General features: G+C 36.9%; 18 protein-coding genes and 1 pseudogene. 10 read left to right on the top strand and 9 right to left on the bottom strand.

Annotation, left to right across the window (positions count from 1 at the left end):
• Positions 1 to 76: 76 nt before the first annotated feature.
• The 5 genes and pseudogenes from pstC (at position 77) to phoU (ending at position 4,093) form a co-directional block, all read left to right on the top strand.
• Positions 77 to 968, top strand: a pseudogene (gene pstC, locus EM808_RS21170) (phosphate ABC transporter permease subunit PstC).
• Entirely contained in the window at positions 968 to 1,855 is an 888-nt protein-coding gene (pstA, locus tag EM808_RS21165) for a phosphate ABC transporter permease PstA (RefSeq protein WP_127740509.1), read from the top strand. The pseudogene pstC and the gene pstA overlap by 1 nt, the downstream one beginning before the upstream one ends.
• A gap of 16 nt (positions 1,856 to 1,871) precedes the next feature.
• Entirely contained in the window at positions 1,872 to 2,630 is a 759-nt protein-coding gene (gene pstB, locus EM808_RS21160) for a phosphate ABC transporter ATP-binding protein PstB (protein WP_225314709.1), read from the top strand.
• 12 nt (positions 2,631 to 2,642) lie between these two features.
• Positions 2,643 to 3,416 (top strand): phosphate ABC transporter ATP-binding protein PstB, encoded by a 774-nt coding sequence (gene pstB / locus EM808_RS21155; protein WP_127740507.1) that lies wholly within the window; start codon positions 2,643 to 2,645, stop codon positions 3,414 to 3,416.
• Between the two features lie 17 nt (positions 3,417 to 3,433).
• The gene (phoU, locus tag EM808_RS21150; RefSeq protein ID WP_127740505.1) at positions 3,434 to 4,093 is read left to right on the top strand and encodes a phosphate signaling complex protein PhoU; all 660 of its coding nucleotides are present in this window, start codon (positions 3,434 to 3,436) and stop codon (positions 4,091 to 4,093) included.
• Positions 4,094 to 4,301: 208 nt separating this feature from the next.
• Here the strand turns inward: phoU and bglA are convergent, their stop codons facing one another.
• Positions 4,302 to 5,741 carry a 6-phospho-beta-glucosidase BglA gene (bglA, locus tag EM808_RS21145; RefSeq protein ID WP_127740503.1) on the bottom strand — a complete coding sequence of 480 codons (1,440 nt, stop codon included), beginning with the start codon at positions 5,739 to 5,741 and terminating at the stop codon, positions 4,302 to 4,304.
• A gap of 14 nt (positions 5,742 to 5,755) precedes the next feature.
• A complete protein-coding gene (locus tag EM808_RS21140; RefSeq protein ID WP_127740501.1) occupies positions 5,756 to 7,657 on the bottom strand; it encodes a beta-glucoside-specific PTS transporter subunit IIABC in 1,902 nt (633 codons plus the stop codon).
• Between the two features lie 161 nt (positions 7,658 to 7,818).
• Here EM808_RS21140 and EM808_RS21135 point away from each other — a divergent pair, with 161 nt between their 5' ends.
• Positions 7,819 to 8,529: a GntR family transcriptional regulator gene (locus EM808_RS21135; protein WP_127740499.1), complete on the top strand. Its 711-nt coding sequence runs from the start codon at positions 7,819 to 7,821 to the stop codon at positions 8,527 to 8,529.
• A gap of 92 nt (positions 8,530 to 8,621) precedes the next feature.
• Positions 8,622 to 9,887, top strand: coding sequence for a glycosyl hydrolase family 18 protein (locus EM808_RS21130; RefSeq protein ID WP_127740497.1), 1,266 nt, complete (start codon positions 8,622 to 8,624; stop codon positions 9,885 to 9,887).
• A 119-nt stretch (positions 9,888 to 10,006) separates the two neighbouring features.
• On the opposite strand, the gene xerS is transcribed toward EM808_RS21130, so the two are convergent.
• Positions 10,007 to 11,125, bottom strand: coding sequence for a tyrosine recombinase XerS (xerS, locus tag EM808_RS21125; protein WP_127740495.1), 1,119 nt, complete (start codon positions 11,123 to 11,125; stop codon positions 10,007 to 10,009).
• 253 nt (positions 11,126 to 11,378) lie between these two features.
• On the opposite strand from xerS, the gene EM808_RS21120 reads away from it, so the two are divergent.
• Positions 11,379 to 12,215, top strand: a complete 837-nt coding sequence (locus EM808_RS21120) for a Cof-type HAD-IIB family hydrolase (protein WP_127740493.1) — start codon at positions 11,379 to 11,381, stop codon at positions 12,213 to 12,215.
• Between the two features lie 44 nt (positions 12,216 to 12,259).
• Here EM808_RS21120 and EM808_RS21115 read toward each other — a convergent pair whose 3' ends face one another.
• Entirely contained in the window at positions 12,260 to 13,276 is a 1,017-nt protein-coding gene (locus tag EM808_RS21115) for a Gfo/Idh/MocA family oxidoreductase (RefSeq protein WP_127740491.1), read from the bottom strand.
• A gap of 165 nt (positions 13,277 to 13,441) precedes the next feature.
• Here EM808_RS21115 and EM808_RS21110 point away from each other — a divergent pair, with 165 nt between their 5' ends.
• On the top strand, positions 13,442 to 14,293 hold the full coding sequence (locus EM808_RS21110) for a MurR/RpiR family transcriptional regulator (protein ID WP_127740489.1): 852 nt from the start codon (positions 13,442 to 13,444) through the stop codon (positions 14,291 to 14,293).
• 1,463 nt (positions 14,294 to 15,756) lie between these two features.
• Here the strand turns inward: EM808_RS21110 and EM808_RS21105 are convergent.
• Together EM808_RS21105 and EM808_RS21100 are read right to left on the bottom strand one after the other, a co-directional pair.
• The gene (locus tag EM808_RS21105; RefSeq protein ID WP_127740487.1) at positions 15,757 to 17,208 is read right to left on the bottom strand and encodes a L,D-transpeptidase family protein; all 1,452 of its coding nucleotides are present in this window, start codon (positions 17,206 to 17,208) and stop codon (positions 15,757 to 15,759) included.
• 398 nt (positions 17,209 to 17,606) lie between these two features.
• Entirely contained in the window at positions 17,607 to 18,092 is a 486-nt protein-coding gene (locus EM808_RS21100; protein WP_375545232.1) for an Lrp/AsnC family transcriptional regulator, read from the bottom strand.
• 373 nt (positions 18,093 to 18,465) lie between these two features.
• On the opposite strand from EM808_RS21100, the gene EM808_RS21095 reads away from it, so the two are divergent.
• Complete coding sequence (locus EM808_RS21095) at positions 18,466 to 19,659, top strand: hypothetical protein (RefSeq protein WP_127740483.1); 1,194 nt, start codon at positions 18,466 to 18,468, stop codon at positions 19,657 to 19,659.
• Positions 19,660 to 19,889: 230 nt separating this feature from the next.
• Here the strand turns inward: EM808_RS21095 and EM808_RS21090 are convergent, their stop codons facing one another.
• The 3 genes from EM808_RS21090 to EM808_RS21080 are packed head-to-tail and all read right to left on the bottom strand — an operon-like array spanning position 19,890 to position 21,816.
• Complete coding sequence (locus tag EM808_RS21090; protein ID WP_127740481.1) at positions 19,890 to 20,678, bottom strand: ABC transporter permease; 789 nt, start codon at positions 20,676 to 20,678, stop codon at positions 19,890 to 19,892.
• A gap of 2 nt (positions 20,679 to 20,680) precedes the next feature.
• Positions 20,681 to 21,580 carry an ABC transporter ATP-binding protein gene (locus tag EM808_RS21085; RefSeq protein ID WP_127740479.1) on the bottom strand — a complete coding sequence of 300 codons (900 nt, stop codon included), beginning with the start codon at positions 21,578 to 21,580 and terminating at the stop codon, positions 20,681 to 20,683.
• Positions 21,581 to 21,582: 2 nt separating this feature from the next.
• Positions 21,583 to 21,816 (bottom strand): PLD nuclease N-terminal domain-containing protein, encoded by a 234-nt coding sequence (locus tag EM808_RS21080; protein WP_127740477.1) that lies wholly within the window; start codon positions 21,814 to 21,816, stop codon positions 21,583 to 21,585.
• Positions 21,817 to 21,943: the final 127 nt, after the last annotated feature.

Here is a 21,943-nt window from a genome sequence, read left to right as displayed (position 1 = left end):
ATGAAAAGCATTTACCCTGTTTCTGTAAAGGGGTAAATTTCGGCATGGAAGAAAAAACGATTCCTGCAAAACAAAGATTATTAAAATCAGGAAAAACCGGCCTTGGGAATGAGTTTCGCGGAAAAGTCTTGGTAACATTATGTGCCGTTATCATGATTGCCGTCACTATTTCCATTACGATATTCCTTGGTGTAAAAGGACTACAATCGTTTATTAAAAACGGAATCAGTCTTACTGAATTTCTGACAAGCACGGATTGGAATCCGACCGATAAAGCGAACCCGAAGTTTGGTGTACTGCCATTTATTTTTGGTTCCTTTGCCGTAACGTTTTTGTCTGCACTTGTATCAGCCCCACTTGGAATTGGTGCAGCAATCTTTATGACAGAGATAGCTCCTTCCTGGGGAAAAAAGATCATTCAGCCTGTAATCGAGCTGCTTGTTGGTATTCCATCTGTTGTGTATGGATTTATTGGTTTAACCGTACTTGTACCTTTCATTCGTGATCATATTGGCGGACTTGGGTTTAGCTTGCTTGCTGGAACTGTCGTACTGTCCATTATGATATTGCCAACCATTACGAGTATTGCGACAGATGCAATGAGCTCATTACCAAAGAATCTCCGTGAGGGCTCGTATGCTTTAGGTGCAACAAGATGGCAGACCATTCGCAAAGTCCTTATCCCTGCAGCATTGCCAACACTGTTAACAGCAGTCATTCTTGGTATGGCAAGAGCTTTTGGCGAAGCGTTAGCCGTGCAAATGGTTATCGGTAATGTGAAGGTGATACCATCAAGTTTGCTTGATGCTGCCGCAACATTAACGACAATTATCACCTTGAATATGGGCCATACAACATATGGCAGTGTGGAAAATAATACGCTTTGGTCTATGGGATTAATTCTCCTTATTATGTCATTCATCTTTATCATCCTCATTCGCTATGTATCGTCAAGGAGGAAAATGTAATGAACAGTAAAACAGCAGACCGTATTGCTACTGTCGTATTGGTAGTCATTGCCGCTGTGATTGTATCCATTCTCGTTGGTCTTTTTGCTTATATTCTTTTTAATGGGTTACGGTACGTTTCATTTGATTTCTTAACATCCCCTTCAAGCAATGTACGTGCAGGCGGCGGGGTGCGAGATCAGCTATTTAATTCCTTATATATCCTTGTTATTACGATGATTATTTCCCTTCCACTTGGTATTGGCGGCGGGATTTTTATGGCCGAATATGCGCGACCAGGAAAAGTGACAGACATTATTCGTTCCTGTATTGAAGTATTATCTTCTTTACCATCGATTGTTATTGGGATGTTCGGACTATTAATGTTTGTTAATTTAACTGGCTGGGGCTATACGATTTTAGGTGGAGCGTTAGCCTTAACAGTATTTAACCTACCTGTACTAGTTAGGGTTAGTGAGGATGCGATTAGGACGGTTCCAAGAGAACTGAAGGAAGGAAGTCTTGCTTTAGGAATTACTCATTGGCATACCATTAAAACAGTAATCCTGCCAAGTGCTTTTCCATCTATATTAACAGGGGCAATATTAGCATCAGGTCGTGTTTTTGGGGAAGCGGCAGCACTGTTATTTACAGCAGGTCTGTCTACTCCAAGATTGAATTATCTTGATTGGAACCCGTTTTCTGACAGATCACCATTAAATATTTTCCGACCTGCCGAAACGCTTGCTGTTCATATTTGGTCTGTTAATACACAAGGATTAATTCCTGATATAGAGCAGGTTTCCAATGGTGCTTCTGCTGTATTAATTTTAGCGGTCCTAATTTTTAATCTGCTAGCAAGATGGATTGGCACACTTATTCATAAAAAAATCACGGCAACGAAATAGAAGGCTGGTGAATACGTTGACAACAACTATTTTAGATGTAAAAAATTTGGAGTTTTTTTACGGAGAAAAACGGGCAGTTAATGGCATTTCCATGCAAATAGAAAAAAACTCGATTACAGCTCTTATTGGACCGTCTGGCTGCGGAAAATCAACATTCTTGCGAACGGTTAATCGTATGAATGACCTTATACCTGGTGCGAGAGCGGAGGGTGAAATTCTCTACGAAGACATTAATTTATTATCAGACGATATTAATGTGGTAGCATTGCGCAAGGAAATTGGCATGGTGTTTCAAAAGCCAAATCCCTTTCCAAAATCCATTTATGATAATATTACACATGCTTTAAAATACAATAGAATAAGAAGGAAGGCAGAGCTTGATCAAATTGTCGAGGAAAGCTTAACAAAAGCAGCACTTTGGGAGGAAGTAAAGGACCGTCTGCACAAATCTGCTTTATCTCTTTCCGGCGGACAGCAGCAAAGGCTTTGTATTGCTAGAACAATTGCGATGAAACCGACTGTTATGCTGCTGGATGAACCTTCTTCGGCATTAGATCCAATTTCTAACGCAAAGGTGGAGGAATTGATACTGGATTTGAAGAATGATTATACTATCATCATCGTGACGCACAATATGTCACAGGCTTCTCGTATTTCCGATAAAACAGCCTTTTTTTTCTCTGGTGATCTCATTGAATATGATGTAACAGAAAAGATTTTCACAGCGCCTTCCAATCAGAAAACGGAAGAGTATATCTCTGGACGGTTTGGGTGAGGAGGAAAAGATTTGTCTACAAATACTGGTGTGAAGGCGATATTTGATTGTGTAGATCTTAACTTATGGTACGGAGACCACCATGCGTTAAAAAACATCAACTTTCCAATTAACGAGAAAGAGGTTACTGCCATTATTGGTCCTTCTGGTTGCGGGAAATCGACTTTTATTAAAACGCTGAACCTGATGATTAACTATGTACCAAATGTAAAAATGGCGGGACAAATTAATTTTGACGGTCAAAATATTTTAAGGGAAAGACTAGACCTCGTTGAACTAAGGAAGAAGGTAGGCATGGTCTTCCAAAAAGGAAATCCTTTTCCGCAATCGATTTTTGATAATATTGCGTATGGTCCAAGAATTCACGGTATAAAGAAAAAGGAAGAACTAAATAAGATTGTCGAAAGCTCGCTAAAGGATGTAGCTTTATGGGAGGAAGTGAAGGATAGACTTACAGCGCCTGCACTCGGCTTGTCTGGCGGACAGCAGCAAAGACTATGTATCGCAAGAGCGTTAGCGACAAAGCCAGACGTGCTGTTGATGGACGAACCAACTTCCGCGCTTGACCCGATTTCCACCTTAAAGATTGAGGAATTGATCCTTGAGCTTAAGCAAAAGTACACGATTGTTATTGTCACACATAATATGCAGCAGGCATCACGCGTATCAGATAAAACAGCCTTCTTTCTAATGGGTGAGCTTATTGAGCTTGACAAAACAGCCAAGATCTTCTCCAACCCGGCCGATGACCGAACAGAGGGCTATATTTCAGGAAGATTCGGATAAGAGGAGTGAGTAAACTCATGAATATAAGATCAAATTTTGACAGCAACTTAAACCAATTAAAGGATATGCTAATGGATATGGCTCGTCTTACGGAAAGCTCTATTCAAGATAGTATCCATGTGCTAATTAAACAAGATCTCAAACAGGCGAAAGATATTATAGACCGTGATAATGCCATAGATGAATTAGAGAACGATATAAACGATAAAGCTATTTCCCTCATTGCGATGGAAGCCCCTGTGGCAAGGGACCTGCGCAAAATTATCGTTGCATTAAAAATATCCTCTGAGGTGGAACGGATTGCTGACAATGCAGTGAATATCGCCAAGTCTACCTTACATATTGGCAATGAAAAGCTCATTAAGGAAATAGTCGATATTCCAAAGATGATGGATATGGCTTTGAAAATGCTGAGCGATTCCTTGCAGTCTTTTCTGCAGGAGGATGTAGATTTGGCAAGAAAATGTGCGGAGGAAGACGATAAGGTGGATGAAATGTATGGCATGCTTGTGAAGGAATTGATGGGCTATCTTCAGCAAAATCCTAACAACACAAACCAAATTACACAGCTAGCCTTTGTATGCCGTTATATTGAAAGAGTGGCAGATCACTCCACTAATATTGCAGAGCATGTCATTTATTTAGTGACAGGGAAGCGCTATGATTTAAATGCTTAATAAAAGCAGGAGGGGAATAATAGCCTCTCCTGTTTTCTTTTTATACCGATGCATGCTTGGTGTGTGTGGTAGATGTTCGGTGATATACATACATTGTAAGATGAGAATATATCCATGGTATGACAGAAGTGGGTACTATTTATTAAATCTGCGTAAACAGAAAAAGAACCTGAACAGTATTAGTTCAGGTTCTTTTTCTAATTGCTTTTTACAGTTCTTCACCATTTGTTTCAATAACGTTTTTATACCAAGCAAAAGATTCCTTTTTATAACGCTTCATGCTGCCGTTTCCTTCATTATCACGGTCCACATAAATCATACCATAGCGTTTTTTCATTTCTCCTGTTGTGAAGGAAACGATATCAATGATTCCCCACGGAGTATAACCAATTAGATCCACACCATCATACTCAACGGCTTTTTCTAATGCTTCGATATGTGATTTTAAATATTGAATTCTTTCTGGGTCATGAATGGAGCCATCTTCACCAATCGTGTCAATTGCACCAAAACCGTTTTCTACAATGAAAAGAGGGATTTGGTAGCGATCGTAAAAACGATTTAATGTGTAGCGCAAGCCAGTCGGATCAATAGCCCAGCCCCAGTCACTTGATTTAATATATGGATTTTCCACACCATTACGCAAGGCACCGTTCACGATGTCACCAGTGTTGTCATTGACTACATCACTTTTAACAGTTGTTGACATATAGTAGCTGAAGCCAAGGTAATCAACAGTTCCGTTACGTAGGATTTCATCATCGCCTTCTTCAAATTTGATGTTATAGCCCTCACGTTCAAATTCTTTTAAAGCGTATTTCGGATAAGCACCGCGTACATGTACATCTGGGAAGAAGTAGCGTTGTCTCATTTCTTCTTCTGCAAGCATGATGTCTTCTGGATTGCAGGAGAATGGATAAATAGGTACATGTGATACCATTGCGCCAATTTGGAATGCAGGATTAATTTTTTTACCAGCAGCTACAGCAAGGGCACTTGCAATTAGCTCATGATGTCCTGTTTGGTACATTACTTCTTTAGGATTTTCGCCTTCTTGAACCGTAACACCTGAATTTGTCCAAAGGAAGAGCGGGTTGTCAACATCCATTTGGTTATTGATTTCATTAAAGGTCATCCAGTATTTCACTTTGTCTTTGTAGCGGTCAAAGCAAGCCTCTGCAAATGTCACAAAGTGATCAACTACTTTGCGATTGCGGAATCCGCCAAGTTCTCTTGCTAAATGAAGCGGCATTTCAAAGTGAGAAAGGGTAATAACCGGTTCGATTCCATGCTTTAACAGCTCGTCAAACACATCATCATAAAATTGTAAGCCTGCTTCATTTGGTGTTTCCTCGTCACCGTTCGGGAAGATTCTGCTCCAGCCGATAGATGTTCGTAAGCATTTTAAGCCCATTTCTGCGAACAAGGCAATATCCTCTTTATAGTGATGATAAAAATCAATTGCTTCATGGTTTGGATAAAACTCATTTTCCTCAATTGTATCGGTAATTTTTCGTGCTACGCCATGTGCACCTGCTGTCATAACATCGACAACACTTGGGCCTTTTCCACCAGCATTCCAGCCGCCTTCAAATTGGTGTGCAGCAAGTGCGCCGCCCCATAGAAAATCCTTCGGTAATTTACTCATGTTTGTCTTCCTCCTTATTTAACTACTGTAAACAATTTTTGATTAAATGTACAATTTTCCAAATCCTCACTGATGATTTGTTCATAAGCAAAGGAATTTGTAATGATTACAGGTGTAATCGTTTTTAAGCCTTTTTCCAAGATATAGTCTTTATCAAATTCAATTAATAAATCACCTTTATTGAATTTTTCTCCATCCTTTACTTTGACAGTGAATGGACTGCCATCAAGTGTCACCGTATCCAAGCCAATATGAATCAATAGTTCTACATCGTTTTCTGCTTTTAATCCAATAGCATGCTTGGTTGGTGCAATCATTACGACCGTTCCTTCAAAAGGAGCATACACTTTTGCCTCTGTTGGTTCAATCGCAATACCTTGACCCATTGCACCTGAGCTGAACACTTCATCAGGCACAGCAGTTAGAGGTACTACTTTACCGCTGAGCGGGGAACCAATTGTTACTTCGTTTTCGGATGCAGCTGCCATTTCCATCGCAGCTGGTGTAGCTTCAGGCTGTTTGTCTGTCTTCTTTGTGCTTTCTTGCTTTTCACCATATCCAAAGATTTGGACTAACACAACAGGTAGAATGATCGCAATTGCAGACCCGATAAGAATTCCCCAAACGGATGATGGATACTCTGAATTGATGCCATTCACAATTGTCAATGGACCTGGTAGACCTGCATAAGCAAAGTAATATGGATTAAAGAAGCTCGCTGTAATAGCTCCAATACCACCGCCAATGCAACCAAAGATAAATGGCTTCTTAAAGCGCAGGTTGACACCGTAAATAGCTGGCTCTGTTATTCCGAAAACCCCTGTTACACCAGCAGAGATGCTGACTTTTCTCGTTTCCTGGTTTTTCGCTTTTAAAATAACACCAAGTACTGCACCAACCTGTGCGATAACAGCGATTGTTTGATACGCTTGGAAGGAATCTCTTCCATACAAATCAAAGTTAGCCAGAACCATCGGCGTTACGCCCCAATGGACACCGAATATAACGATAACCTGCCATAAAGAGCCAATGATAGCTCCTGCCACGATAGGCGCATTTTCTGCTAAAAAGTTATAGCCGTTTGCAATTCCGTTTGCACCCATTGTTGATAAAGGACCAATAAGCACGATTGTTAACGGTACCATAATTACTAAACTGAAAAAGGGAACAAATAATGGCTTTATCACTTCATTGATTCGCTTGTTTAAGAAGCGCTCCAAGTACGATAAGATCCACACTAGAAACAATGGTGGCAATACAGAAGATGTATAAGTTGTTTCTGTTAACGCAATTCCGATAAAGCTGATGTTTGAACCTTCAGAAATTTGCGCAGCGATTTCTGCCCATGTCGGACTCACCAATGCCGCACAGCATGCTACTGCGATGTACATGTTTGTCTTAAAATGCTTGGAAGCCGTTATGGCAATGAAAATCGGTAAAAATGTGAATGGTGCCCAAGAGATGAAGCTGAAAACTTGATATGTACCAGATTCTGCGAAGCTATCAAACAATAAGCTTATGAGAATTAACAAACCTTGCAGTATACCAGCTGCTGCTAATATGTATACAAATGGTGCAAATACAGCAGACATTGTGGCGATAATCCGATTAAGGATCGTACCTTTATGTTCAGCTGCTGTGTCGTTTGTTGTATCTAAGTTTATGAGACTGGAAAACTCCTCGTAAACCTCGCCAACATGCTGACCGATAACAACCTGGAATTGACCGCTGTTTTCGACAACTGTCACAACACCTGGCATAGCAGATACTTCTTCTTTTGCTTTTGGATTAGAACGCTTTAATACTAGGCGCAGCCTTGTAGCACAGCGCGTCGCTCCTACAATGTTCTCCTCACCGCCAACAGCTTCTAAAATATCCTTGGCCAGCTTTGGATAATCTCTAACATTTCCTGCCAAATTGTACCCCTCCTTCATGCTTTATACGCTTACATTATAATTGTATCGGTATAATTTATCAAGTACCAACAAATTATTTTATGTGTGAATACTAGAAAATGAGTTTTTCGCTGATTTATGCTATAATCCTGTTTAAGTGACTAAATAAGAGGGAATGTATTATGCTAAAGTATCAGCAAATCGCAACAGAAATCGAAAAATACATTGAAGAAAACTCGCTTCAGCAAGGAGATAAGCTGCCTGTAATCGAAGCATTAATGAACCAGTATGAGGTCAGCAAAAGCACCATTACAAAATCACTTGAGCTGCTTGAGAAAAAGGGCATTATCTTTCAGGTGCGAGGAAGCGGGATTTTTGTTAGAAGACATCATAGAAAAGGCTATATAAGTCTCCTTTCTAATCAAGGCTTTAAAAAGGATCTAGAGGATTATCAAATAACCTCACAAATCATTGATTTTGATGTCAGAAAACCGACACAAGAGGCTGCACAAAGCTTGAATCTCCAGGAGACTGATGAGGTTTATTACGTAAAAAGGGTTCGATATATCAATGGCCAAACATTATGTTTGGAGGAATCTTATTATCATAAAGGCATTATCACGTATTTGAATAAAGAAATAATTTCCGAATCAATTTTTCATTATATTACAGAAGGTTTAGGATTGAAGGTAGGATTCTCTGATATGTATCTTCAAGTCGGCAAACTGCAGGAAGAAGAGGCAAGCTTGCTTGGGCTAGAAAGCGGGGACCCTAAACTGTGTGCAGAAAGTATATTTCATTTAACTAATGGCCAACCATTTGATTTTTCTAAGGTTACCTACAATTACGAGCAATCGCAGTTTTTCGTGCAAGGAAACAGTCATTTGCTGTAATTCATAGTGTGTATTATGTATGAAGACCATACGATAAAACCCGTATATTCTGAAAAGTCCCCCATATAAATAAATTAGGGGGTGATGTTTTAATGACTGTTCACGTTGTGGAGAGCGGGGAGAATCTATGGTCTATTTCTGTACGCTATAATATAGATATTAATACCATTATCACCACAAACGGTTTACTCACACCTGCTTCTATTGTCCCAGGGCTTGCTCTCTACATTCCAGACGATATGTTGCCAGTTCGGTCCTATAAAGTAAAAAGCGGAGACTCGCTTTGGAGTATAGCACAAAGCTTTAATACATCCATTTCCTCAATAACTGCCGCAAATCCTGGGGTTAATTTATCTACATTAACAATTGATCAAGTGCTTAATATCCCTTCCGCAACAAAACTCTCCATAAGCACAATAGGATTTATCCTGCCTTCCAATACGGTCAAAGATCTTGCGAGTATCGATGCACTTGCAAATGAGCTGACCTATATCGCAATCGCAAACTATAGTTTCACTGCACAGGGATATGCTTATGTTCAAGCAGATGATACAGCACTTATAACAAGATGCAAGCAATTAAATACCATTCCATTATTAATGATCAGAAATTTTACCTCTGCAGGCTTTGACGCAGCCTTAGCTGGAGCTGTATTAGAAAATGCTACATACCGGCAAAACTTTGTAGCAAGTATTGTCAACTTAGCAACAACTCGTGGTTTTGGTGGAGTCAGTCTCGATTTGGAGTTTGTCCCGCCAGCACGAAGGCAGGAATTTAATTCGTTTATACGGGCATTAAAACAGCAGTTAGGGACATTGATTTTACAAGTAAATGTGCATGCTAAAACAGCTGACCTGCCGACAAATAGAATCGTTGGCGGGTATGATTATGCCTTTATAGGTAATACTGCCGATTTAATGGCAGTCATGACACTTGATTACGGCTATCCAGGCGGTCCGCCTGATGCTGTTTCACCAATCGGATTTGTTGAACAGGTCGTGGCATATGCACTAAGTTTAGTTAGTCCACAAAAGCTATTGATCGCGATGGCTTTATATGGTTATGACAAAGAAGTTTCCACAAATGTTACAAAAGGCTTGTCCGTTTTAGCAGCACAGAATAATGCTATTTCATTAGGGGTAACAATCCAATATGATACAGTAGCACAATCACCCTGGTACCAATACTTTACTGGGACGTTAGAGCATATTGTCTGGTTTGAGGATATAAGAAGCTTTATGGAAAAGTATAAATTAATAGATAGAAATCAATTAGCAGGCACCACGTTTTGGCAAATTAATTTACCTGCACCACAAAATTGGGCTTTTTTAAGGAGGGAGATAACGATTATTAAATGATGTGTCACCTTTAATAAGAGATTAATTTATCATGAACGGTGTATTTGAAACAAGGAAGATTAGATATACTTCTAAACTTAAAGAAAAAGGCACTCCATATTAGGCGAAGTGCCTTGCTGTTAATCATCCTTATTTTGCCGCCTTTTATCCAGTAATTCTGCCGCCATCTTTGCTTTTTCTCTTGATGTATTAATATAAAGGAGGGAAATATCTGATTGAGTATGGCCTAATTGATTCATGATAAGGGGAATATCACCGCCAGTATGCTCTGCTAAGTTCGTAGCATACGTATGGCGCAGTTTATGAGGCGACATTCGCTTATCAAACGACTTTGTATATTTATAGACAATATCCTCAACCGCTCTATTTGTTAACGGCTCTGGATTGCCTTTATACAATTTAATAAACAGATACTCATTTTCACCACTGCCAGCCTTATACTTTGTTGCTCTTACTTCTAAATATTTAATGACATCCTTTAACGAAGAGGGAGTGACAGACACTGTATCCTTTTTTCCACCTTTACGAATGACACTGATTTCACCTGCTGTAATATCAACATCCTTCAAGCGCAGGGAGGTCAATTCATTTACACGAATTCCACTTCCTAAAAAAAGGGAAAGAATGGCGAAATTCCGTTCTTTATCACGCTTATAGTAGCGCAGCTCTGTTGTGGTAAGTGTTTCTTCATAATGATTTTCAATGTAGTCCAAAAACTCGACATCATTGTCATTGATAAAAATCTTTTCGGTGATTTTCTTGGCTCGTTCATTAAATGTTTCGGACACTTTTTTTATCGGAATTTTTTTCATGACATTACGGTGGAAATACGGTTCACCGCCGTCGACCTCTGCTTCTAAAGTGAGATAATTAAACAAAGAACGTAATGCCGACTTCTGCCTATTGATTGTTTTCGGGCTGATTTTTTTCGTAATATCGTCTTTTTCTGTTATTTTGTATTTTTTCCTTGCCGCAAACTTAAAATAATTTTGCACGTCAGCAAGCGGTAATTCTCCTAATGCGGTAACAGGGATTTCCTTTATATTTGGACATGCCACAATATTCTCTGCGAGCAGCCATGAGAAAAATTCCTTATAATCCCGAACATAATTAAATAAAGTGAGAGGGGAGCGAATATCCAATTTGTCGTCAACATATTCAACGACATAATAAGGCATTTCCTTCAGCAATTCCTGGAGCCTCTTTTCATACATTTCATGTTGTTTCGTTATTGCCATTATCACACCTCATATCAGGATAACAAGATCTTTTCGTTTGAATTTATAGATAGGGAGGGGGAGCTTCCCACCTCTCGTGTACTTCAATAGAGAACATATGTACTTACATTTTTATTATATCACTTTATCCTCCACATATCATAGTATTTATACGATCTTTTCTTTTTTTAATGGATAATTCTTCTGTGTGAATAGATGATATAATTTTTAGTAGTAAGCGCTGTTAATAAACTTCAATAAAGTGGGTGTGGACATGCAAAAAATTATTTTTATGGATGTGGACGGAACACTTGTAACAGATAATGGGGTAATTCCTTATTCAGCTATTCAAGCAATTCAAACAGCTAGGAGAAACGGTCATTTAGTTTTTTTATGTACAGGTAGATCTAAATCAATTTTATTTCCAGAGGTATTAGATATTGGTTTTGATGGAATTGTTGGAGCAGCAGGTGGTTATATCGAGCTAGATGGAGCTGTATTTTCACATGATGTAATCGTGAAGGAGGACCTGCATAGATTAATCGATTATTTTAATGAGCAGAAAATTGATTTCTTTTTTGAATCGAATGCTGGATTATTTGCTAGTAAAAGCTGTAAGCAGCGAATAAGGGGTATTATTGATTCTTTACTAGTAGTACAGCAAGAGTCAAAAGAGGATCTGCAGAATTGGCTGCAGTCCTTTTATGACAGTTTAATAGAAGAAGATGAGATAGTAAGAGAAGATATCAATAAGGTAGCTTTTTTAGGATCTGATTATCCTATTGAGAAGATCAGCCAGCAGTTTTCATCAACGTTTACGGTCATTCCAAGCACAGTACCGTTTTTCGGTGAAAACAGTGGGGAGATATCGTTATTAGGGATACATAAAGCAACTGCCATTGAGAAGATTATTCAGCATTTAAACATAAACAAAGAAAATACGTTTGCATTTGGAGATGGACTGAATGATATCGAAATGCTTTCATTTGTTCAATATGGGATTGCCATGGGCAATGCTAATGAGGAAGTGAAGAGAGCAGCAGCTGATATTACCAATCGCCATGATGAAGACGGGATTTATAATAGCTTTAAGAAATACGGACTTATATAAGACAAAAAGACCAACACATTTATTGTGAAGGTCTTTTTGTCTGCTTATTTACAATAGCTAATTCCCTTTTCAAGGATTTCCATTGATAGCAGGGTTTGCTCATCTTTAATAATTTTGTCTGCTCCGTTAATAATAGCCTCATACATGCCATCATAGACGCGGCCATAATCGCCGACTTCGGAAACAACCTTTTCTTCATGATAGTTGCCGTCTTCGTCTAAATACGTTAATACGCCATAATGCTCTGGTAAATCTATGCCGAAATCTTCATTGTCAGGCATATAAAATAACTTTAAATGCTCCTCTTGGCGATCCTTCGTTTGTTTAACAAACACACCTTTTTTTCCGTAAAGAACGAAGCTTGGACGCTCTTTCAAACGGAAGAAGCTGGACTTAATGGAAACCTTCAGCTTGTCATAATAAAAATCCAAGTCAAAATAATCATTCATACGGCCAGGGCCAAGTAGCTGTCTAACATCATAGTTAATATGATCTGGCTTGCCGAAATACGAAATCACTTGGTCAATTGTATGGCAGCCATGTCCATATAAATAGCTATTATAGTACGTAAATGTGTGTGTAGATTCTGGAGTTTGTGGTCTGAAGTAATCATAATGCATTTCTACTTCAAGCAGGTCGCCTAATTTTCCACTTTCGATAATCTTTTTAGCAGTCAAAAAGTCAGAATCGAAGCGGCGATTTTGATAACACTGCACTAATAATCCTTTTTCTTTGGCATATGCATAAATTTCTTCCGCTTCTTTTGCTGTCAGCATAAATGGCTTTTCTACAAGAACATGTTTATTGTGATCTAAAGCCATTTTTGCATATTCATAATGAGATTCAACAGAAGTATTGACAACAACTAACTGAATTTCTTCATCCTTCATTATTTCATCCAAATTCGTAGTATAATTAACACCAGGATGTTTCTCCCAAGCATCACGTGCAGCATTTCTACGGTAAATTGTTTTTACTTTAATATTATCGCGCTGTAAAACGAACGGTAAATGATAACGGTTTGTACTTTTTCCATTGCCAATATAGCCAATTGTTAACATTATTTTCACTCCTTAATTCTCTTGATAGTTATATTATAGGGGCAGGAGAGGAAGAATACTATCATCTATCATGGAAACGCTTATTTAGGTAAAATGGTTCTGGATTTCTTTTGTTTTTCGAGAGATTTCCGGAACAATAGTTCAGGTGCAAAGGAGCGTTTAAGCTTGTTGTTAAGACAGATTGAAAGTAAAACAAATTTTACGACAACAGAGAAAACAATTGCTGATTTTATACTAGAAAATACAGCTTTAATGGAAAAGATATCAATTCAAGAGTTAGCTCGGCAAACATACACCTCTAATGCATCGATCATTCGGTTTGTGCAAAAGCTGGGAATCAAAGGCTTTAAGGAGTTCAAAATCCTGCTTTTAAAGTCGATTGAACAAAGAGCTGATTTAGATAAAGAAATAAATCCAGATATTCCTTTTGAAGGTGACTCGTCCCTTATGAATATAAGTGAGGATATTATGTATTTGTCGCAGCTAGCGATTAAAGAGACATATCATCAGTTAAAGGAAGAATCATTACTGGAGATGACAAAGCAGTTATATCATGCCAAGCGTATTTTTCTGTTTGCTGCAGGTGATTCGCATATTCGAGCAGAGGGCTTTCAAAATAGGCTTTGGAAGATTAACAAGTATGCTATCCTTGCTAAGGAGCGGGAAGAATGGGCATTAAATGCAGCAAACCTAATGCCAGAGGACTGTGCCTTATTCATTAGCTATGATGCAAAATCTATAAATGATTTGCATGCAGCACAACTAATAAAGAAACATAAGGTACCAATTCTGCTACTAACTTCTATACCAGAAAGTGAGCTAGGTAATCTAGCTGATGTAATCATTACTGTACCTCGCTTAGAAACGAAGGAAGTGGAAAAAATAGCTACATATTCCTCGCAAATAGCATTTGACTACATATTAAATGTCCTTTTTTCAGCAATGTATCAAATGGAATACCAAGAAAATCGACTGAACCAATTAAAAAGGGCAGAGGTTTTACAGCAATTGTACTAAATTACATCTGTTCGCATTTTGTTCGCGTTTCTGCTTAGAGTAGGAACGCTTATGAAATTTACACTGATATATGGCAGAGAGGTAGCTGCTGAGATATGATCTAAAACACATCAAAAAAGGCTTGAAAACAACTGTTGATTTCAAATTTAATCACGATTTACAATCGGTAATGTTATTATTAAACAAAAAAATGCCCTTTTTCGCACGACCGAACAATTGTTCGTATAATACAATTTTTACGAATACTAGTTTACATAATTAAATTATAGTAAAGTTGATTTATGGTATGATAAATGTTTTTTTGTATCTTCATAATGAGGATTTTTAAAAGGATATACAGCCAATTACTCCAACTAATAAGCATTAGTATTTAAACAGGAAAAAAGGGAGGGGAACCAATTGCAGTCTGCTTTTAAACAGATTTATTCAATGATATTGTGACTGATTTCTGTACTTTATTTATAGATCAAACCTGTTTGATAGCAATCTTACGGTGATCCATTATAAATCCATAATAAGATTATTGTTAACAAAATGTTTTATATTAGATTTTCAGCTGAAATTTTTAACTTATTGATCAAAATGCATGCTTGTAATACTAGACAAATTACGACATATGAAAATTTTTATGCATATTAGCCATTAATCATCATGAAATTGCTCCAGAATATAATTGGCTTAAAACCAGCGCTGCATGCATTTATATTATAGATTATCGTTATTATGTTAACTAAGCTGTCTTCAATCTAATAATAATTTACCTTAAAACAACTATTCGTAAAATGAGTATTATACGAATAGTTCTATTTTCTTTAAATTACTCCCTTTTGTGCCATTAAGCATAAAATAAAGCGATTTTTTATGTATTGTCATTTAAATTGCATTAATGTATCTTCGTCCGTTTGTCAAATGATCTTTGCTAAGTATAAGGTTGCAAACTTAAAATCTTCTTTCCTTGCGAATTCAGTGTGCTAAATAGTAAATAATTACGTGAATTTACCAGCTGTAGATTAAATTTAAAATTTCTTAATTAGTCGTTTTGTATTTAACTACAAGTTAAATCTTATTAAGTTCGTTAACTAAAACGGAATTTTTTATAATACTTAGACCTTATGGATATTGGCTTTTCAAACCATAATAAAACTCATTTATATTTCATTGGCCAACATAATTCATATTATCCTTTTTGGGTTTTTTTGGGAAAGTTTTGCAATGCGTCTCTATACCTTTTAAATTTAAGATTTTCTCCAACATAACTATTCGTAAAAGGAGTCTTATACGAATAGTTCTTTCGAAGAGGATTATTCTACTCTCTTTTCATAGTTACTAAGAGCATGTTGCTTTCAACAGATGCAATAAAAAAAGACAATCAAGATACACTTCATTGTCTTTTTTTAATGGCTGCCTTGATTATATGCTAACAAAGCAACCATTCTATCTAATTACTAATCTCATCATTTAAACTAATAAACAATCACGGGTTCGTATGTGTCAAGATTATCATACACTTTTTTCATAATGTTCGCAGGTGTATTAACACAGCCGCCAGAACCTGCTGTTAAATAGGCATCGCTTGCCCAGTTTGTTCTCCAGCTAGCATCGTGGAAGCCTTGACCATCGTTTGTAAATGGTGCCCAATAGTCAACTTCTACTTCATATGCACCGCCATGGCCAACAGATGTTCCTTTAAGTGTGTATGGTGTTCGTTTATAAAGGATATACCATACACCTGGATGTGTATCTTCATTTGTGTTATGTCTTCCTGTTACGACATCTGTTGTTACTACTAACTTTCCGTTTTTGTAAATCCATGCTTTTTGTTCTGCAATGGATACTTCGGCATATGTATCGCCTATACCGTTATTGCCTGTTGTTTCATAACCAATTCCTTCATTTGTCCAGCCATTACCGTAAATATTAGCAGCAGAAAGGGATTTATCGCCATTTTCAAAGGCTGTTTGAACACTTGCAGCCTCTTGTTCTTCATTCAGCGCCCATCCGTATCCCTGTCCTTTTACTTGGATAACTGAACCTGTATGTGTCTTAAAGCTAAAGTTTTTATTTAAGGTTGATTGAGTTTCATTTATTTCTGCTACTTTATTTTCGATGTCACCTGGATCAACAGTAATTTTCAAATCCTTGGTGATAGTTGCATTTTTTATGACATCACTGCCTTTTAAAGCATAAGTTTTATCCTGTACCTTGTAATCAATTGTTTGATCCAAAAGCTCTTGTAGTTTTTGCTCTTCTAGTTTTACCATTTGATTATCTTCTTTAATAGGTGTAATATACGCAGCTTCTAAATGGATTTCACTTTTAAATGGCTGTTTTTCATATTGCTCGAGAAGTCCGTCAATGTCATATTGCTTGCCGTCTTCACTTTTTGTAATGACAATTTTACCATCTTTAAGCTCTGCTTGTGCGTCCTTTGGTGGTGTTAAGCTTTTATTTCTGTCTGTTAGCTCAGCTTGGAGCTGCTGCTTTATTTCTGCGAATGATGAAGCATCTGAGCTTGGCTCCAGCTCAAATTCCTTTGCTTTGGAAGAAGGCAGCCATGTACGCTGGCTTTTTAACAATTTTTTGATAGTAGGTAAGTCATCATCTGTATATTCAATTTTCGTATCCTCACCATCAAAGACTTTGTCTTCTCCAATATAAACGACATTTTTGTATTCGGTTGAGCCTAATTTCTTTAATGCTTGGTCAGCAGTCAATCCGCCTATGTTTATACCGTTAATTTTTATTTGAGAATTAAAATGAGTGCTTTGATAATAGAAAAATCCTCCTAAAATAAGTGCTATTCCTACAATGGCAGCGGCAATTCCTATAATAAGCTTTGATTTACCTTTCTTGTTGAACCTGTTTCCTCTTTTATTCTCGTCATCTGCAATAAGATTACGTGCTCCATTCTCCATATTGTACCCTCCGTACCTTTTAAGCAATTCTTTAAAACCAATTCAAATAACTAATCAAGTAGTTCCTTCAAGTCATTTAAAACAGTGGATGAGGATAGTCTGTTAAAGGCTTTCTAATAATATTCTGTACCTTTTTATAGTAACGCTTTCCTTCGTTTCCTACAATTAAAAACTCATGATTTTGTAAAAAAAGGGAATTTTCCACCTGTAACAAAATCACGGCTTATAATATGTGAATTATAGTCTTATCATCCTTATTATTTATCGACAATTTTGTCGCTTAATTAAGCCTGTTCCCTATTATATAAGAACCGCTTTTATACAAAAAACAGCTGTCCTTTGACAACTGAATTCTGTTGAAAGAATAACCACATTCTTTCGCTCTTATTCCATTGTCATTACAGCTTCATACCCATTCTGCTTTTATATCTTTTAATAAGGATTTGGCAATCTACACTTACAACGCCTCGAAGTGGATACATTTTTTCTGTCATAAACTTTTCCATTTCATGATTATCTTCAAAGATACCGTGCATATGTAATTTACTTGGCCCTGTCATATGATACAAGCTTGTGACAGAATGCTCTTCAGCAAGCTTTGCCGCTACCTCCTCTAAATATTGAGGCTCTACCTCAACATTAAAAAAGGCAGATACATGAATACCGATTTTTGTCGGATTAATAACCGTTGTGAATTTTTCAATGACGCCTTTTTCTGTTAAATTATTAATGCGCATTTGGACTGCAACCCTGGACAAATCCACTTCTTTTGCAATATCAGTATAAGAAACACGACTATTTTCATGCAGCATGGAAAGGATCGTTTTATCAATTTCATCTAGCACTAAATTGGGGACACTATAACTCGATGACAACCTAATCATGACCTCTCTTTCGTATGCTTTCTTTCAATATAAGAAAAGCATTGTTGACTGTATTTAACCATATTGATATTTAATAGTAAATAAAAAAGAATATGTATTTCCTTTTGCAAGAAAACTAATTTTATTTAGTTAAATAATTAAAGAAATCATTCTCAAACACTTACATTTCGTAACAAGATGTGATATAAATAAAAATATTAATTATTATTCATAGTATTCATCATTGTAAAAAAAGTCAGAATTTTGCATTTTTACATCTGACTTTAAAAACATCGAGATTTACTGCAGAGAAAGGAGAAATTTTTTTATAATTTTTTAAGTCTGAAAATTTTTAATCTTGTATTTTTATTCATTGTATATTAGGAGGATCTACATGACTATTAATGAACCGGTTTATGCAGCTATGTTAGTTCTTGCATTAATAGCTATTGGGGAAGTTGTTTCCATTATAACGCGTGCACGTGTACCAATGTTACTTATTGCAATATTAGGATTTCTTATTTTCATTTGGACAGGAATATTCCCTGCCGATATCGTAGATACATCTTCATTTAGTGCTATGGGGACTTTACTGACAGGTCCACTTGTTGTTCATTTAGGTACCCTTATACCACTTACCTTAATGGCTAAACAATATCGTGCCGTCCTTATCGCTTTAGGTGGTTCTCTCGTTGCCTTATTATTCGTCTTACCTATCATCACCATGCTCTTTGGCTATGAAACAGCTGTTGCTGGAACAGGCCCGTTAGTCGGTGGAATCGTTGCATTTATTGTTACTTCTGAAGCATTAAATGGGTCTGGCTTTGAGTATTTAGTTGCAATACCAGCACTTGTTTTAGCAGTACATAAATTATTTGGTCTACCAGTAGCATCCATGTTACTTCGTAAGTATGCATTGATTCTTCGTAATAAATGGGATCAAACGGATTCAAGTTCTTATATTGCCGCTGCTGCAGAGGTGCCGCTCCATGGAGCGGCCGTTGTCAGCACACCGAAGAAAAGAAAGAAATATGAGTTCAATACAGCGAATATTTTATTGTTTAAATTATTTGTTGGTGCGTCGCTTGGTACGGTGCTTGGTGAACTAACTGGTATAAGCGGAACAATCTGGTGTTTGTTCATCGGTGTATTAGGTACTAAAGTTAACTTCTATAATGAAAACATCATGGATAAAGCGAAAGCTTCAAGTATCGCAGTATTAGGAACGATTTTTATCGTAATAGCTTCCATGAGCAAAGTAAGCCTTACACAATTCCTGCACTTTATCCCACAGGTTGTTACGATTATCATTATTGGTGAAATCGGCATTCTAGTTGGTGGCTATATCGTTTCAAAATTAGTGAAATGGCATCCATACAAAGGAATGTCACTTGCCCTTACTGCGATGTTTGGATTCCCAGCTGATTATATCCTTTGTCAGGAAGTAAGCCGAAGTGTCGGTAGAACGGAAGAAGAAGAAAACCGCCTGTTAAATGAATTATCTCCGCCGATGTTAATCGGAGGTTTCACAACAGTTACGGTAGCATCTGTTCTTATTGCAAGTATTCTCGTTAAAACATTATCATGATACAAAAAACACTTACCTTGTTCACATTGAATTTGGTAAGTGTTTTTTTTGTGGAAAAAGCGAGCGCCACTTACTTTTATAAGCATTTTATTCGAGCCTAGTTATCTATATAATAGAAGGTAATAAACCGTCCAAATACAAAAATCAATACGTAACAGAGGGTACCAATTCTATATTTGGTTCCCTCTTTTCTGTGGAAAGCATCACGGTGAAACACATCTAAAAGAGGTTTAAACGTGGTGATATTTCTTCTTTGCGATCCATTGATGTGACACCAGTATAACTAATACACTTAAAAGCAGTGTTAGCAGAAGATTCCAACCTAAAGTAGAACTGATTGTGCTCATCGTCAGCACTTCCATCGCATGCTTGCTCATTGCAGCAGGATTAATCAAATCAATAGCAGGACTTAGGCCAACAATAACTCTGCATAGTAATAAAAATACAATGGATAGTAACGCGATTATACCTTGGCCATTAAATAATGTACTTATCATTGTCGTGAACAAAACGATAAATAGTACCCATACTAAATAGATAAGCAGTGCTAACAGCATATCAACAGGATTCACATTGGAAAATAAAAAGTTCACATATAAGTAGGATACAAGATAGCCTATTGCAACACTCGCTGCAACAAAAAGATAATTAGAAAACACTTTAGCTGAAAGATATTCTACAATACTTACTGGTCTTGTCAGGATAAATGCTAACATGCCGTTTGCTTTGTCGGATTGTACTGCACCCATTAAAGATACGATGATAATAATAACTCCTAATTGATCAAATTGTGAGCCTAGCGTACCTGCTAACACCTCTCCACCTTTTTGAGCTATCATATGAGGATCAATGATTATTCCTTGATTTCCTCCTAAAGATTTTATAATAGCAGGTAAATAATAGTTCAAAATTGGTTGGCTCATTCCTAAAAAGATAAACACAAGCGGGAACCAAACGATTTTTAATTCACGCAGCATTTGCACGAATTCTTTTTTAGTTAACACGGCAAAGTTAGTCATTTTTACACCACCAGCTTTAGAAATATTTCTTCTAAACTATCGTTTTCTATGGCAAATTTTATAATATCTACATGATGCTCTAGAGCACTTGCTAATAACATATCTTTATTCGACTGTATATCTTCCACTTCTATTTTCACTTTATTACCAAAGACCTCGACGTTCTTAACATAGGAGAACTCGTTAATAATATTAAGCCAATGCAAACTAGCTGCAGTAATTTCAAAATTAATTTTATTATTGCTATTTCTATTTAATAATTCGACGATTGTAGTATCCTCGATTTTTTGTCCTTCTTTAATAATGACAAATCTTTCACAAATTTCTTCTGCATCCTGCAAAATATGAGTAGACAAAAGAATCGTGGTTTCTTTTTTTATTTCTTGAATGATGTTTAAGACCTCTCTTCTGCCGATAGGGTCTAATGCTGAGACTGGTTCATCCATTACAATAAATGCCGGTTTATGTAATAAGCTTTGAGCAATTCCTAGTCTTTGCTTCATCCCACCTGAGAAGGTTTTAACTCGCGTGTTCCCCTCTTCACTTAAGCCGACTTTCGTTAGTAGTTGCGGAATTTCCCTCTCTAGCGTATCTTTCTTCAACCCCGAAAGCTGTCCCATGAACATAAGCGTTTCCGTTGCTGTCATCCAGTGATAAAAGTTTGGGAATTGTGGCAAATAGCCTATTTCTTTCCTCATGGATGATATTCTCTTTCCATCCAATAAAATTTGTCCTGTATCGGATTCAATAATATTTGCGACCATGTTAATTAACGTTGACTTCCCTGCTCCATTTGGTCCAATTAAACCAAGACATTCACCAGTTTGAACTTCCATAGAAAAGTTATGAACGGCAATTTTTTGCTTATATGCTTTCGTTACATTCTTTATTTCTAATTTCATCGTTACTCTTTCCCCTTTCTTCCTATAATAAAATACAAAATTGGGCCAATTGGATTAACAAGCACAATGATAAGCGTCCACACCAAAACATACTGCCGATATGTTCGATTTCTAAATAAATCAATTAATGCAAGGAGAACTAAAATAAAGCCTATTAAAAAAAACGGCAATATAATTGGCAACATCGCTACAATATCAAAGTCCTTTAAATCATCAAATCCGTAATGTAAATTCATTAAATTTTACCTCCTTTTTATTATCATTATCGATAACGATAACATAAGTTTTTCCTTTTAGCACTCATTTTTTACCTATTATTGTTAAATTCATTATTATTCTATATAATGATAACATTATCAAAAT

This window comes from Niallia taxi, from assembly GCF_004005475.1.
Taxonomy (GTDB): Bacteria; Bacillota; Bacilli; order Bacillales; family Cytobacillaceae; genus Niallia; species Niallia taxi.
The sequence above is the reverse complement of the archived record's forward strand: the minus strand, read 5'-3'. Positions and strand labels throughout refer to the sequence as shown.